Below are 14,669 nucleotides of genomic sequence, written 5' to 3' on the forward strand. Positions count from 1 at the left end.
TTCGTATTTATACCATTTCTACTGTATAATCCCGGTTTAACGTCTTTACTTTATTAAATTTCTGTCGTGATTTCACACTAATCCTTACTTGTCAACATAAAACATTACGTGATAAAAGACCTGCACTTTAATTCTTATGTATAAATCGAGTTCAACGTAGAATTTATTTAAACCATTTTACAGCCAAATATAAAAATTATTGATTGTCCATTATTATACCTACAATTTAACTGAGAAGTCATCCTGAATTCAGTTTAGGATTTCATTACGTTTATTTTCAGTACATTGAGATGAGAAGCCGAAACAAGCATGTGCTGAACTCGTTTCAGTATTCAGCTTAACGCAAACCGTTTAGGTTAAATTATGGATATTCATAAAAAGTTAAGATGTGTTAAGGATTACAACTAAAGATTCTCGGGATTTAACGCCATACTATTAAATAATTTGGCCTTGGTAGTGAAAAACTTGTTTTGAACCTCGATTTCTTTCAACCTGGCATCGATCAAGCTTCGCTCTCGAGAATTTATTAAAAACAAAGAGCTTTCACCAAAGCTAAATTTACGTTCTTCGGCGTTTAGTAATGTTTGATAATTATCCACAATATTTTCTATGAGTTCATTTTGACTCACAAAAGATTCTAGTTCTGCAAAAATAGCAGCAATCTTATTTCTTATCTGCAGCTGAGTAGTTTCAAATTCAAATTGTGCATCTTGGACCTTAAACCTTGCTAACCTTAAATCACCGCGTTCTTTTCGTAAAAAAAGCGGAAAACGAAAGGTTACTCCCCCCTTATATTCCGCCGTATTAAAAGATCTAGCCGTTTCTGGAGTCTCAGTAAGAAAATTGTATTCTAGGTCGATTTTGGGTAATAATTTGTTTGCTTTCAATCTTCGATCTACTTCTAACCCTTCTATTTTAAAATTTAAAGATCTAAGTTTTGGGTGATTTTCTAATGTAAAACTGTCGAGTGGGAGTCCCATGATCTCTAAGGTAGTGTCAATATCGTTTTCTACGTTTTGATCTGGAACAACGTTAGGTTGCAACTCTACAGGAACATTACCCTCTAGCCACAAAAAATTAGATAGCTCTAAGGTTTTATTCATCAGTTTAACTTTTGCCTGCACTAGGCTTAACGCTCTATTTTGAAATGCAATTTTTGCCTCTACGGTATCAATAGCTGCACGATCTCCGGCTAATGCGCTTTGTCGAATTCCTTCGAAACGCATTTTAGCATTCTCAAGAAAATTAAGATAAATTTCTTTTTCATTAAACGCCCGTAACCAATCAAAATAAGCAAGAGAAGCATCGAACAAAATTTGGTTGACCAATAGATCTCTATCTGCTTTGGTTTGCTCTCTAAAAAACTTCGCTTTACGAAGTGTGGCCATTCGGTCATTTATAAATAATCCCTGCCCCACTGGAACTGAAACACCGGCACTAAATAGACCATCATCAGGTACAGAATTTTGAGGGTTAAGAAAATCTCCATCATTTTGCTCGAATCCTCCTTTAAATTCGATACCATACCAGGTAGGAATTTTGAAAGTAGCGTTCAAAAGGTCATAATATTCTGATCCTTTGAACTTTTTACGATCATAATCCACCTCCATTTTAGGATCAAAACCACCACGTGCCCTCATTAAATTCGCTTGTCCTATATCGATATTAAGTTGTGCCTGCTTCGCTACCGGATGATACTTTTTCACATATCCTAAGTATTCTTTAAAATTAAGCACCAAGGTATCTTGTTGTTGAGCAGCTATAGAGGTCACCAAAAAAAACAGGGAATACACTATGTATTTCATGGTACTATTTTTTGTCGGTTTTGGCCATTTTTTCATTTGTACCAGGTTGATAGTAATTGGGTGGGAATCCATTAAGCTGCCTCCATAATTCAAACCAAATGGGCACATCTTCTAAAAGGGCAATAGTCCTGGCTCCAGAACCAACCTGTATTTCTGGCCATTCGTGATCATTGGGATCTGGTGCGATAAGCACTCTATATTTGCCATTATCACTTATAAATCTTTCGATGGCCACGATTTTACCTCCGTAGGTACCGTATGAGACATTGGGCCATCCACTAAATACGATTGCCGGCCAACCGTCGAACTGTATACGAACTTCTTCTCCAATATGTAGCAAAGGTAAATCAAGAGGTCTTACAAAAGTTTCTACAGCCAGTTCATAATCTGATGGCATTATACTAACTAATTGATCACCCTCTTTGAAAGTTTCACCTACCCCAGATCGCAAGGCTTTATTAATGAATCCACTTTGCGGCGCTTTAATATAATACATATCGCTTCGCATTTCGTAATTCGTGTATTCATTTTCTAATTTGGTCACTTGTGCTTCTGCATCAAACTGATTGGACTGTGCTGTATATTTATCGCTTCTGGATTTGGCTATTTTGTCTGCATATTCCGCTTTTACCCTATTGATCTCAACCATGGCATTCAACACCTCATTTTTACTCGCTAATAATTTATTTTCCTGAGAAATTAATTTCGCTTGTGTTTCTTGAAGTTTTAGCCGTTTTTCTTCTACATCGGTCACAGCTTTCAAACCTTCGCTTTCTAGTTGCTCTGTTCGATCGTATTGTCGCTGTGCTATTCTTATATTCGTTTTGGCAGCTTCAAGATCAATACTATCACTTTGGACTTTTAATCTTGATTGCAAAAGTTTATTCTCTGCCTGCTGCAATTTCAACTTTCTTTCATTAATCAAAGCTTGCGCCTGTGTATTTAATGCCTTTACTTTTTCTTCATAAGAAGTTACAGACATCTCTTTAGCTTTAATCTGCTGTCCGGTACGTGCTACCAGGTTAGGATCGAAATATTCATTCTTGACTTCTGAAATAAATAATATTGTATCTCCTTTTTGAACAAAATCTCCTTCTTGCACATACCATTTTTCTATTCGACCAGGAATAGGAGATTGTATCGTTTGAGGGCGATGATCAGGTTTTAAAGTGGTTAAATATCCATTTCCGGATATATTTTGAGTCCATGGAAGAAACAAAATTATAACTACAGTGACCGCGAATACTTTTAAAAATCGATTAAAATATTTGTAGTGCCTTCTATGAAAAACTTTCTGTACAGCACTATATCCCGTAAGATCTACTTTTTGATTTAATGTATTTTGAGAAATATTCAACATATACAATTATTTTTCACTTATGATTTTTCCATTTTCAACATTGATGATTCTACCACATCTTTTGATCCATTTTGGATTCTGGCTTACTACAACCAAAGCCCAAGGACTTGATGCATCGGTAAGAAAATCCATGATCCTGTTTACTTCTTGATCATCAAACTGGTCTAAGGGATCTTTAAGAATCAGCAATTTAGGTTTTCTCACGATACTGCGAGCCAATACAATTTTTTTGGATATAGTATAAGATATCTGTTTCCCTTCTGGATATAAGACAGTTTTCAATCCTTTAGGCTGTTCTTTTACAAAATTGGTGAGTCCTACTTTGTCTAACGCCCAGTATACATCTTCGTGAGATACCGATTCATCTCCAAAGGTAATATTCTCTAATAATGTTCCTTCAAAGGGAGATTCTTCAGTAAGCGATTGCCCCAAATGTGCTCTGTAATAATTCAAATTAACACCTCTCAGCTCTACATTATTTACAAATATATTACCCGATGTAGGTTCTACGAGCCCTGCAATTAGTCGAAGTAATGTGGTTTTTCCTGAGCCACTAGGCCCCTGAATAAGTATGGTACAATTGGGTGTTATAGTAAGGGATACCTCGTCTAATATTGTTTTGTCACTATCGGGAGTATTATACACAATGTTTGATAACTCTACCGTATAACGATCTTCTTCTTTAAAAGGTTTTTCTCCATCCTGAGGTTCTAACTCTTTATCCACTACCTGCCCTAGCTTTTCCATCGAGGTTAGCACATCATAAAAAGATTCTAGACCCAAAATAAGTTTCTCTACCGATCCGATTACCAGTACAATAATAATTTCGGCTGCAACAAACTGACCAATGTTCATTTCTTGATTGAGTACTAATATTCCTCCTATTAAAAGAAGACCTGCAGTAACTAAAACCTTAAAGCCGATCATCTGTATGAATTGCATAACCAAAACCTTAAAGTGACTCTCGCGGGCATCTAAATAACTACTTACCAGCGCATCGTTTTTACTTAGCGCGTGCGTTGTTTTTCCAGAAAGTTTGAAACTTACGATCGTTCTGGCAACTTCTTGTATCCAATGCGCAACTTTATACTTGCTTTTGGACTCTTTAAGACTTGTTTCTAAGCCTCGCTTTGCTGTATATTTAAAAACGATATACACAAGGAGTAATAGCAAAATACCATAGATAATAAAAAACGGATGATAAAACGAAAGCAACATCAAACCAAAGATTATCTGGATAAGCGCTGCAGGAAAATCTATTAGAATTTTGGCTAGTCCTTTTTGAGCGGTTAACGTATCAAAAAATCGATTGGCCAACTCTGGAGGATAGTAATTTCGTAATTCGCTCATCTTAATTTTGGGAAAACGATAAGCAAACTCGAAAGATGCGCGAGTAAAAATCTTTTGTTGAACGTTTTCTATAATTCTAATCTGCATCAGTTGAAGCAATCCTACAAAAAGAACACCTAAAGTTACGAGCACTACCAAAATAATCCATGAGGTGCTAATTTGTGCTCCCTGTATTAAATTAATAATAGCCTGTATCCCCAAAGGAAGTGATAAATTTACTAATCCGGCAAAAATTGCATAGTAGAATGTTTGAAGAATATCTTTTTTATCGAGCTGTAAAAGTCCTATTAACCTTTGCCAGGCTGTCAAAATGTTCTTAGCCATAAATTTATTTCTTTAAAGAATGAAACACGAGGTCGGTAAAATATTTGGTTGGTGTGATTTTATGATCACAGTTTGTTAAAGAAGGAAAGTGCTCTTTGAGAAAGTGTTGATGCAAAGCACCTTCTATTATTGTACTAGCCAGACTCGCCGGATAAGGATATGTACTATTTACCTCGATAATCATGTCTTTAATTCTAGTGGCTAAGCGTTTATAGATAGAAAAGTAACCTTCTTTATTGTCTGTATCAACTTCTTTGGTTAAATATGATTTTGAATATTCATTGATTACTATTTTATTTAAAAGTACTTCATTAATATGAGAAAAAGAAGAGTCTTCCTCTATAGATCTGGTGATAATGTCGATACCAACCTTTAATTTATCTTTTGAGTTAGGAATATTATTAGTCGCAAACACTAATTGATATTCTAGCCAGCCCCAATACCAACACGTTAGATATAGTAATAACTTATGTTTATTTTCAAAATAGCGGTAAATGGAACTTTCATTAGAGCCTATCTTTTCACCAAGTTTTTTAAAAGTAAAACTTTCAAACCCTTTTTCCTGGATCATCAAAATACTATGTTCTATAATACGCTTGCCCAATGCCGAAGACTCTGGGTCTTTAATATAAATCTTATCGTTAATTCTTACTTTTAAATCTTGAAGTAAATATTTCATTAGTTTGTGCTATTTTTGTTTTTCACTTCACAATCGCATTGAAATAAAACTTTTACTATTCATTAGACAGTAAATTTCTCTCAAATTATTCCTTGCAAAAATAAAAGTAATGCTATCAAACACTAACAGATTAACTTTTATTTAACCAATCGATTTTTTGAATACAACGTACTAATTAGTAACTTTATAAAAATTTGAAGTATTATTACTAATACGCTAATAGACTTATGAAAAAAATCTTATTTTTTGCGGTATTATCATTTTTGACCTTTGAAATCCAAAGTACTACCGTTCCGTTACAAAATACAATAGAGGTTGGAGATGTGATCACATTAGGGCAACCTTCTACTCAGGGATATCAGTTTATTAAATTTCCAAAAGCAAATTTTATTATTAAAAAAGGAGGAATTCCTAATTATAAGGCATTAGCAGGAAGTAATGTAACCGTAACAAAAATTGAAAAAAACGAAGACGGATCAACTGTAGTGATACTTCAAAAAGAAAACGGGACAAAATTTTTTAATGCGATAACCTTGGTAAAGGCCGATTATGATAAAGCATTAGAACATAAAGAAATTATTCTATCCAAATCGAAGTAAGTGTATTGATAGGTTGTAGATAGTATACAATAAGTTATTTCTTATGCTAAATTTATTGTAGCTACTATCAATTAAATCTACATAGATATTGAGTGGATTACTATGAAATATTGAACTACATCACACTCAATTTGAACTAATTAGGAATATACGTAATTTAACCTAAACGATTTGTGTCAAGCTGAAAACTGAAACGAGTTCAGCACAGGCTCGTTTCAGCTTCTCATCTCAATGTACTGAAAATAAACGTAATGAGATCCTGAAATGAATTCAGGATGACTTCTCAGTTAAATTTTAGGTATTATAACGGACAATCAAGAACTAAGTATTAGTTTCTTACCTTGATTCACAACTTTTATTCAAAGTATACACAATTATAAAAAACCCATCTCGAAAATTCGAGATGGGATAAAGATCAAAGCTATTATTTTTGTTACAATAATTTAATATAGTGTTTGCAAGGCAATTCGATCAAATCTACTAATTCTTCCGTCTTCATTACCGAAACAAGAGATCATTACCGAATCACTATCCAAACCACTTTGCCCCCATCGATTAGCCGATGGTGTTCCTGGAATTCGAATAGCACCTACATTTGAAGCGCCTTCGTTTGTACCGTCACATCTTCTTCTGGCATAATCTGTATGTCTAAATCCAAGAGCATGTCCCATTTCATGAATCATTACATGGGTATTGTTACCTGAACTTTGTCTATCCATACCGCCAAAAATTTGAATAAATTTACCAGGTCTTCCTCCTTGAGGGAATTCTGCCTGCCCGCCGGCATTAGAACCACCTGCATTGTAAATTACCATATCGGCATTAGTCGTTGCTGCAAAACGTAAATTAAATCTCAAAGAAAGATTAAGACTATTATACGTTCTTACAGCTGCACTTAGACCATTTCTCATCCGATTTGTTAATGCGAATCGACCACCAGTGTAACCTACTACATTAATTGTTCTTCCTCGACTTACGAGGTTTCTGGTTCTATATTGCTTATTTCCTTCAGCCTCTGTGGCCAAGGCCTGTTCGACTAAATTATCTAATGCAATGAAGATATCTCGATTTCCTACAGTTCCTGCGGCAATCCCTTCCTTTGAAGTACCATCAGGATAAGCTACAGTAGCATAAACCGCATTGTAAGGATTCACTCCTGCCTCAAGTAAAGCAACTTGATGTTTTTTTGAAAGTTCTACAGCAGATGTTTCTGGTTCGATTTCATTAGAGACATCACTTTTTTGACACGACGTAGCCATACCAGCTACCATAACGCTAAGCGCTATAATTTTGATTTTTTTCATTTTTAATAAGTTGAGTTTGTGTTATCACATATAAAATTAGATAGTTAGGCTAATTTTATAGTTTTAATTAAAAGCTTTGAACTTTTTATAATCAATGTTTGAAGATATGATATTTTTTTGTAAAAATTGATCAATTTTTTGAGATATTCATTAAAAATACGGGAAAACCATAATATAATCTCAAGGCAAATGGTGATTTTACTACTTTTATATAATCTTCAAATCGATAAAGTGCAAAATTGATCCATCTCGAATATTTTTTAAAAACATTAAATACGAACTATGGTAAGAATTTTAACAAAATGTTACTGCACCAAATAAATATAACTTGAAGGTTTTTTCTGATAAAAGTTAAATTTTATAGTACTACGTTCACTATTTTAATTATTTAACAACTTCTTATGTATTGTATTCAAATGATACATTATTGTGATGGTTAACTACGTTTATTACTGTATTAATGAGTATCAATAAATAGTTACGATAGTAATTTCAACAAAAAAAGCCCTAATTTAGGGCTTCTAGGGTGTAGTATTTATTTACGCCTATACAATTTCAGCGCTTAGACCCGCCTGAAGTAATTTTGAGCATCTCGGAACCAATTCTTCGTAACTACCAGTCTTAACAATACATTTACCTTTGTAATGTACTAATAATGCACATTGCTCAGCTTGTACTGCCGTATGCTCACAACTACTTATAAGAGTTTCAATAACATGATCAAAAGTGTTTACATCGTCATTGTACAAAACAATTTCACTATTACTTTGATCTACGGACTTTTCAAGAATTTCTTCAACAACTTTTTCCTGGGCACTCATGTTTTACATTCTTTTGTACAAATATAATAACTTATCCAAATATTTAGCAATTCTACAGATCACTTTAACGTATAAGAAGCTGCTATCCAGTTATTTCTAACAATATGATGCTCATAATTTAACTTGTAATGTTCGCATTCTTTTGTGATGATATCTAGATCTTCGAAGTAGAAACCACTTAGTAATAATTGTCCTCCCTTAGACATAGTGGCGGCATAAGACTTAATGTCTTGAAGCAAAATATTACGATTTATGTTAGCAATGACTACATCATATTTTTTATTAGATAACAAGCTTACATCGCCTTGGAACGTTGTAATATGTTGGCATTGGTTATGCATTATGTTTTCTAAAGTATTTAGGTAGCACCAATGATCGATATCGATCGCATCAATAGGATGAGCGCCTCGTATTTCGGATAAGATGGCAAGCACTCCCGTACCACACCCCATATCTAAAACTTTTTTATCCTGAAGATCCATATCCAGTAAATGCTGAATCATCATATAGGTCGTCTCATGATGTCCGGTTCCAAACGACATCTTTGGTGTGATCACAATATCATATTGAACTTGTGGCTGTTCATGAAAAGGAGCTCGCACGCTACATCTATTATCTACAAGTATGGGACTGAAATTCTTCTCCCATTCTTGATTCCAATTTATTTGTTCAATTTCTTCGGAAGAATAGCTAATCGTAAACTCTTCCGAATTTAAGATATAGATATCATCAAGTATATCTTTGTGCCAGTCTTTTTTAGTGATGTAGGCATTTACACCTTCTTCTGTTTCAACAAAACTCTCAAAACCCACCTCTCCCAATTCTGCTATTAATATTTCGCTAGCAGGCTGAAGAGGATTCACTTTAAAATAATAACCAAGATAGATAGAGTTCGACATCATAGTAAGCCTAATGAGTACAGAAATTATGAAATAGCATTAGCTATAGTAACAAAACTTTTGGCGTCGAGTGAAGCACCACCAATTAATCCGCCGTCTACATCTGGTTTTGCAAATATTTCTTTGGCATTATTAGGTTTTACGCTTCCGCCGTATAAAATTGAAACGTTGTCTGAAATCTTAGTACTATATGCTTCGCTAATGGTTTTACGAATAAACGCATGCATTTCCTGAGCCTGTTCTGGACTAGCGGTTTCTCCGGTTCCTATAGCCCATACAGGTTCATAGGCCAATATTACATTATCCCAATCTTCATCTTTTATATGAAAGAGTCCATTTTTTAATTGATGTTTTACTAAAGAGAAATGCTCCTTATTTTTGCGGTCTTTTAATTCTTCTCCAAAACAAAAAATAACTGTCATATGATGCGCCAATGCTGTATTTACTTTTTTGGCCAAAAGTGCATCAGTCTCACCAAAGTGCGCTCTTCGCTCGCTATGACCTAGGATGACTGTTTCGACACCTATACTTTTTAGCATATCGGCAGAAACTTCTCCGGTATACGCACCCTGTTCTTCTTGATGCATATTTTGAGCAGCTACCTTAACTTTTAAGTCTTTACATTCTTCAAAAGCGTAGTAAAGATTAGTAAATGTTGGAGCGATAATGATGTCTGCCTCTAATGCATTCTCAAAATTTCTTTTCATTGCTGCAATCAATTCCCCTGTTTCTGCCAGGTTTTTATTCATTTTCCAGTTTCCTGCTACAATTTTTTTTCTCATCAATTAAGTATTAAATAGTGGTTATACGTAAATTTTTTGTAGTAATTTTTTATAGAATGATACGCGGATCCAACCATTTATAAACAATATCCACTAATATATTAATTAGTATAAATAGGGTTGCAATCACTAACACAGCTCCCATAATTACAGGAAGGTCTAAGGTGTTTAGCGCATCTACAATTTCTTTTCCCAATCCGTTCCACCCAAAAATATATTCTACAAATACGGCACCGGCCAGCATACTGGCAAACCATCCTGATATTGCGGTGATTACAGGATTTAGAGAATTTTTAAAGGCGTGTTTTCTTATGATTTGATACTTTGAAAGCCCTTTGGCTTTCGCTGTACGAATATAGTCTTGATTCATCACCTCTAGTAATGAATTTCGCATTAATTGTGTGACTACCGCCAGAGGTCGTATGCCTAAAACTATCGCAGGTAAAATCAAATTTTTCCATTGGATATAGCGTCCTTCACCAAAATCATCTACTTCGTAGAGACTTCCGGTCATATTTAAGTTTGTGATTTCATGTAAAACATAGCCAAATAACCATGCAAAAATGATCGAACTAAAAAATGAAGGAACACTCATCCCCAAGGTACTTACTAATTGGATTATTCCATCTGGCCATCGATCTTTTGTTAATGCGCTAATAATACCTAGAAAAATTCCTAATACAATAGCTATACATATTGCAGAAATTGCAAGTATGGCAGTATTAGGCAATGTTTCACTAATGACCGCGCTTACTTTTTTTCCATTTTTTTGAAATGAATCTCTTAAATAGGGTAATTTGGCTACTACTGCCACTTTTTTAAATGTCAATAATCGATAAGCCGAATATTTGTTGTGATCCAAATATGAAAAATCTTCTTCACTTAAGCTATGAAAAGATATAGGAGAAAGATCATTAAGATAATATATGTATTGTGTAGCGATAGGCTTATCAAAACCATATTTCTGCCGTACCGTATTCAATTGCTCTTGATTTTCATTTTGCCCAAGCATCATCTGTGCCGGATCTCCGGGAAGCAATGTAAAAAGCAAAAATATAACAGTAACAACACCTAGTAATGTAAGCAATGCATAACTCAGTTTAGTAAAGATGTACTGTAGCATGGCTTATATTACTTCGCAGTTTGTTTTAACTTTTTTACATCTTCTAGCGTGTATACCTTGTATGGAATATCATGTAAACGTTGGCTATACACTTCTACCGTCTCTTTAAATCCCAGCGCTTGCCTTCTTTTATTAACCTCTTTAGGATTTTTAATCGGCCATATAAAACTAATAGAGTTATCGTTATCCATACGTAATGTCATACCTTGTGATCCATACAATTGTTCTTTTTCTTGTTGCATTAGCAACCGGTCTTCCATCATAGCTACATAAACTTTACTTAATTCGCCTTTCTCTCCGGCTTCTTTTATAAGAGGCAAATACGCATCAATCTTGTCTGAATGCTGAATAACCAACCATGCTGCCATACTGGTTTCTTCTCCAACCGATGATTTACCTGGGTAGCCGTGCTTTTTGAACACGTTTTCTATAAATACTGTATTGGTACTGTCTATTTGTTGTTGCGCTTTCCAAGAAACGTCCCCTTCATTTCTACCGGCCTGATCCAGTTGCATAATACTATCCAGTTGGGCTTTTAAAGTTTCATTGATTATTGGTTTTGCGGGCACTACTTTATCAAGTTTTAGTTCTGAGACATCATTCCAGTGTAGTTTTTCTACAATTGTGCCTTTTTTTAATTGTATGATTCCGGGATTAGATCTTATTATCGTTTTTAAAGCGGTCTCATCTGTTGTATAAAAATTAAAGTTTAGATCGAACTTTTCTTTTATTTCCTTCATTTTCTCGGGCGTCGAGGCTGTAAGACCGATAACGTTGTACCCCAAAGATAAAGCCTCATCGGTCACTTCTTTGATAGCTGTTAGACCAGGTTCTTCACTTTTCGAAAGATTATAGGTGACTACGGCAAGTACATTTGCTCTTGTCAAAAATTCTGCAGTATAATCAAAACCACCCTTTTCGATAGTAAAATCATGAATAGGGGGTTCGTATCCTTCTTTTATTGTTTCTGTTTCTACTTCTATAAATTTTCCATCTACTTTTGGGTAATTGCCGCTGGTCGTTATAACTTTTTCTTCTCCCTGTACTTCAAACTTCCAGTGGTAAGCGAATTCTGCTTTTGGCGCATCATCTGGTACCTGCATACCCTTTTCGATATTAGTTCCAATTTTATAAGCTCTAAAGTCAAACACCGGTAAATGCATTAATACGTAATACGCCAATCCCAAACAAGCTGTAAAACTTGCAAAAACAACCCATTTATGCATAGCTATTGGCTGTATAGGATTGATATATTTTCTTCCGAAGAATAAGATAAGTATGAATACCAATAAAATAATATCCTTTGTAAATGACTGCCAAGGTGTTAGTGGCAAAGCATCTCCAAAACAACCACAATCGGTAACTTTGTTGAAATAGGCAGAATAGAATGTTAAAAAAGTAAAGAATATGATCATCACAAGTAAAGACCAAACCGTAAATTTTGGCAAATAACCCAAAAGTAACGTAATGCCCAATACAACTTCGAATATGACTACAAAAACAGCAATGAGTAATGCATAGGGTATCAAAAATTCTAAATTCAAAACTCCCTCACCAAAATATTCTTGTAATTTATAAGAAAAACCAAGCGGGTCGTTTAGTTTTATAAATCCGGAAAACAGAAAAAGCGCTGCTACAAAAATTCTTGAGAATGTAACTAGTATTTTCATCAATTTTGAAATTAGTTTTTATTAAACTTATCTTGACTTTTAATCATTAACTGCAAAACCAAGCACTACGTTGTATTTTTAAGTTTCACCGTAGCCCTTCGACTCCGCTCAGGGTAGACTGCTATGCTGAAACTTAGAAAACACTATTCCAACGCTACATCTCGCCCAAAGCAATGTTTTGTCGTGGTATTTTCAAACCTTATAACTAAATTCTAATGCATAAACCGGATTAAAAAGAATAGAACAACTATTACAGCTTTACAATATAAATACTGCGAACCATCTATTGCATTGATTTAACAGTATTTTATATATCGATTTTATCCAAATATTCTAAGTGAATCATTGCAAATACGCTATAATTAATGATATCCTGATAATTTGCATCGATGCCTTCACTTATCAAAGTCTTCCCTTTGTTGTCTTCGATTTGCTTTACACGAAGAAGTTTCTGAATAATCAGATCTGTAAGCGAACTTATTCGCATATCACGCCATGCTTCACCATAATCGTGATTCTTATTCATCATTAACTCTTTGGTACTATTGCTATGCTTATCGTATAATTTTTCTGCTTCTTCTGCGGTGAGATCAGGTTGATTCGCTACCCCCCGTTCTAGCTGTATGAGTGCCATAATGCTATAATTGATAATTCCAATAAATTCTACCGCTTCGCCTTCGTCTACTTTCTGAATTTCATTTTCTTGCAAACTTCTTATGCGTTGTGCTTTTATAAAAATCTGGTCGGTCAAGGATGGGAGCCTTAAAATTCTCCAGGCACTCCCGTAATCTTTCATTTTTTTTATAAAAAGGTCTCGACATGAAGTAATCACTTTGTCATATTGAGCCGATGTATCTTGCATAAACTGTTGAATTTTGTGTAAATTTCGCTTTATTATGGGAATTAAAAAAATCGAAGTTTAAATAAATAATGACTATAAACTGTAATGGCACTATTGTAGACTTATCTACACCCAAAGTGATGGGGATTTTAAACGTGACTCCAGATTCATTTTATGATGGTGGCAAGTACAAGAATGAACATCAAATTATAGCCCAGGTAGAAAAAATGTTACACGAGGGTGCCACGTTTATTGACGTGGGAGCCTACTCTTCCAGACCGGGAGCAGATCACGTTTCTGAAGAAGAAGAAAAAAGAAGGATCATCCCTATTGTGGCGTTATTGACTCGTACTTTCCCAAAAATATTGCTATCCATCGATACCTTTAGAAGTGAAATAGCAAAACATAGTATTGAAACCGGAGCATCCATCATAAATGATATTTCTGCGGGGAATTTTGATAACCAGATGATGACTACTGTAGCAAAATTAAACATTCCATATATTATGATGCATATGAAGGGAACTCCAAAAACTATGAGTTCTCTGTCAAGCTATGACGATCTTGTACATGAAATGAATATTTATTTTGCTGAAAAAGTAGCTGCCGCAAGAAAACTGGGTATACACGATCTTGTGATAGATCCTGGTTTTGGTTTTGCAAAAAATACCGATCAGAATTTTGAACTTTTACATAAACTTCAATTACTTGGTATACATGATCTTCCTTTACTCGTAGGGGTGTCCAGAAAATCGATGATTTATAAAACACTAAAAATTTCTCCGAACGAAGCATTAAATGGTACTACTGCCTTACATACCATAGCTTTGTTGTATGGTGCTGCTATCCTTCGGGTGCATGATGTTAAAGAAGCTGTAGAATGCATCAAACTGGTTGATCATACAAAAAGAGCATAAGTGGTTCATACTTTACTTCGCACAAAACTGATGTAAACTTTTTTCAATTTGCTAAAAAAATGAACCATACCAAGACTTTGCTTCAAGAAAAATGCTATCGATTAAAATTGAGTTGGTGCCATTTATTTTAATACCCTATTGATTTTGGTATTACGCATGCTTTTTAGGCTTTTCGAAACATGGTTTCGCTAATTT

13 protein-coding genes are annotated in these 14,669 nt (G+C 34.5%); 2 read left to right on the plus strand and 11 right to left on the minus strand.

The features are described 5' to 3' along the window. Nucleotides 1–404: 404 nt before the first annotated feature. From J8281_RS01670 to J8281_RS01685, 4 genes are read right to left on the minus strand one after another with little or no spacing between them, the layout of a single operon-like run. Nucleotides 405–1,805, minus strand: a complete 1,401-nt coding sequence (locus tag J8281_RS01670; RefSeq protein WP_210195847.1) for a TolC family protein — start codon at nucleotides 1,803–1,805, stop codon at nucleotides 405–407. Between the two features lie 4 nt (nucleotides 1,806–1,809). Beyond that, complete coding sequence (locus J8281_RS01675; protein ID WP_210195848.1) at nucleotides 1,810–3,165, minus strand: HlyD family secretion protein; 1,356 nt, start codon at nucleotides 3,163–3,165, stop codon at nucleotides 1,810–1,812. 6 nt (nucleotides 3,166–3,171) lie between these two features. Beyond that, a complete protein-coding gene (locus tag J8281_RS01680; RefSeq protein WP_210195849.1) occupies nucleotides 3,172–4,839 on the minus strand; it encodes a peptidase domain-containing ABC transporter in 1,668 nt (555 codons plus the stop codon). Between the two features lie 4 nt (nucleotides 4,840–4,843). Continuing rightward, nucleotides 4,844–5,518 carry a TetR/AcrR family transcriptional regulator gene (locus tag J8281_RS01685; protein ID WP_210195850.1) on the minus strand — a complete coding sequence of 225 codons (675 nt, stop codon included), beginning with the start codon at nucleotides 5,516–5,518 and terminating at the stop codon, nucleotides 4,844–4,846. Nucleotides 5,519–5,745: 227 nt separating this feature from the next. Between J8281_RS01685 and J8281_RS01690 the strand changes: the two genes are divergently transcribed. Then, entirely contained in the window at nucleotides 5,746–6,117 is a 372-nt protein-coding gene (locus J8281_RS01690; protein ID WP_210195851.1) for a hypothetical protein, read from the plus strand. A gap of 443 nt (nucleotides 6,118–6,560) precedes the next feature. Here the strand turns inward: J8281_RS01690 and J8281_RS01695 are convergent, their stop codons facing one another. The 7 genes from J8281_RS01695 to J8281_RS01725 form a co-directional block, all read right to left on the minus strand. Beyond that, a complete protein-coding gene (locus J8281_RS01695; RefSeq protein ID WP_210195852.1) occupies nucleotides 6,561–7,421 on the minus strand; it encodes a M57 family metalloprotease in 861 nt (286 codons plus the stop codon). A gap of 545 nt (nucleotides 7,422–7,966) precedes the next feature. Beyond that, on the minus strand, nucleotides 7,967–8,242 hold the full coding sequence (locus J8281_RS01700; RefSeq protein WP_210195853.1) for an ATP-dependent Clp protease adaptor ClpS: 276 nt from the start codon (nucleotides 8,240–8,242) through the stop codon (nucleotides 7,967–7,969). A 59-nt stretch (nucleotides 8,243–8,301) separates the two neighbouring features. Next, a complete protein-coding gene (gene prmA / locus J8281_RS01705; RefSeq protein ID WP_210196072.1) occupies nucleotides 8,302–9,141 on the minus strand; it encodes a 50S ribosomal protein L11 methyltransferase in 840 nt (279 codons plus the stop codon). 26 nt (nucleotides 9,142–9,167) lie between these two features. Continuing rightward, on the minus strand, nucleotides 9,168–9,923 hold the full coding sequence (tpiA, locus tag J8281_RS01710; RefSeq protein WP_210195854.1) for a triose-phosphate isomerase: 756 nt from the start codon (nucleotides 9,921–9,923) through the stop codon (nucleotides 9,168–9,170). Nucleotides 9,924–9,972: 49 nt separating this feature from the next. Next, nucleotides 9,973–11,046, minus strand: a complete 1,074-nt coding sequence (locus J8281_RS01715) for an ABC transporter permease (RefSeq protein ID WP_210195855.1) — start codon at nucleotides 11,044–11,046, stop codon at nucleotides 9,973–9,975. An 8-nt stretch (nucleotides 11,047–11,054) separates the two neighbouring features. Continuing rightward, nucleotides 11,055–12,716, minus strand: a complete 1,662-nt coding sequence (locus J8281_RS01720; RefSeq protein WP_210195856.1) for a BT_3928 family protein — start codon at nucleotides 12,714–12,716, stop codon at nucleotides 11,055–11,057. A 307-nt stretch (nucleotides 12,717–13,023) separates the two neighbouring features. Then, nucleotides 13,024–13,578, minus strand: coding sequence for a DUF1599 domain-containing protein (locus J8281_RS01725; RefSeq protein WP_210195857.1), 555 nt, complete (start codon nucleotides 13,576–13,578; stop codon nucleotides 13,024–13,026). A 68-nt stretch (nucleotides 13,579–13,646) separates the two neighbouring features. Between J8281_RS01725 and folP the strand changes: the two genes are divergently transcribed. After that, entirely contained in the window at nucleotides 13,647–14,474 is an 828-nt protein-coding gene (folP, locus tag J8281_RS01730; RefSeq protein ID WP_210195858.1) for a dihydropteroate synthase, read from the plus strand. Nucleotides 14,475–14,669 lie beyond the last annotated feature (195 nt).

It is taken from the genome of Aquimarina sp. U1-2 (genome assembly GCF_017897595.1).
GTDB lineage: Bacteria > Bacteroidota > Bacteroidia > Flavobacteriales > Flavobacteriaceae > Aquimarina.

What these genes read in the sequence shown, in the direction of transcription:
- J8281_RS01685 (WP_210195850.1), bottom strand. Translation starts at nt 5,518, where the DNA reads ATGAAATATTTACTTCAAGATTTAAAAGTAAGAATTAACGATAAGATT.
- J8281_RS01690 (WP_210195851.1), top strand. Translation starts at nt 5,746, where the DNA reads ATGAAAAAAATCTTATTTTTTGCGGTATTATCATTTTTGACCTTTGAA.
- J8281_RS01675 (WP_210195848.1), bottom strand. Translation starts at nt 3,165, where the DNA reads ATGTTGAATATTTCTCAAAATACATTAAATCAAAAAGTAGATCTTACG.
- J8281_RS01680 (WP_210195849.1), bottom strand. Translation starts at nt 4,839, where the DNA reads ATGGCTAAGAACATTTTGACAGCCTGGCAAAGGTTAATAGGACTTTTA.
- J8281_RS01695 (WP_210195852.1), bottom strand. Translation starts at nt 7,421, where the DNA reads ATGAAAAAAATCAAAATTATAGCGCTTAGCGTTATGGTAGCTGGTATG.
- prmA (WP_210196072.1), bottom strand. Translation starts at nt 9,141, where the DNA reads ATGTCGAACTCTATCTATCTTGGTTATTATTTTAAAGTGAATCCTCTT.
- J8281_RS01700 (WP_210195853.1), bottom strand. Translation starts at nt 8,242, where the DNA reads ATGAGTGCCCAGGAAAAAGTTGTTGAAGAAATTCTTGAAAAGTCCGTA.
- folP (WP_210195858.1), top strand. Translation starts at nt 13,647, where the DNA reads ATGACTATAAACTGTAATGGCACTATTGTAGACTTATCTACACCCAAA.
- J8281_RS01715 (WP_210195855.1), bottom strand. Translation starts at nt 11,046, where the DNA reads ATGCTACAGTACATCTTTACTAAACTGAGTTATGCATTGCTTACATTA.
- tpiA (WP_210195854.1), bottom strand. Translation starts at nt 9,923, where the DNA reads ATGAGAAAAAAAATTGTAGCAGGAAACTGGAAAATGAATAAAAACCTG.
- J8281_RS01670 (WP_210195847.1), bottom strand. Translation starts at nt 1,805, where the DNA reads ATGAAATACATAGTGTATTCCCTGTTTTTTTTGGTGACCTCTATAGCT.
- J8281_RS01725 (WP_210195857.1), bottom strand. Translation starts at nt 13,578, where the DNA reads ATGCAAGATACATCGGCTCAATATGACAAAGTGATTACTTCATGTCGA.
- J8281_RS01720 (WP_210195856.1), bottom strand. Translation starts at nt 12,716, where the DNA reads ATGAAAATACTAGTTACATTCTCAAGAATTTTTGTAGCAGCGCTTTTT.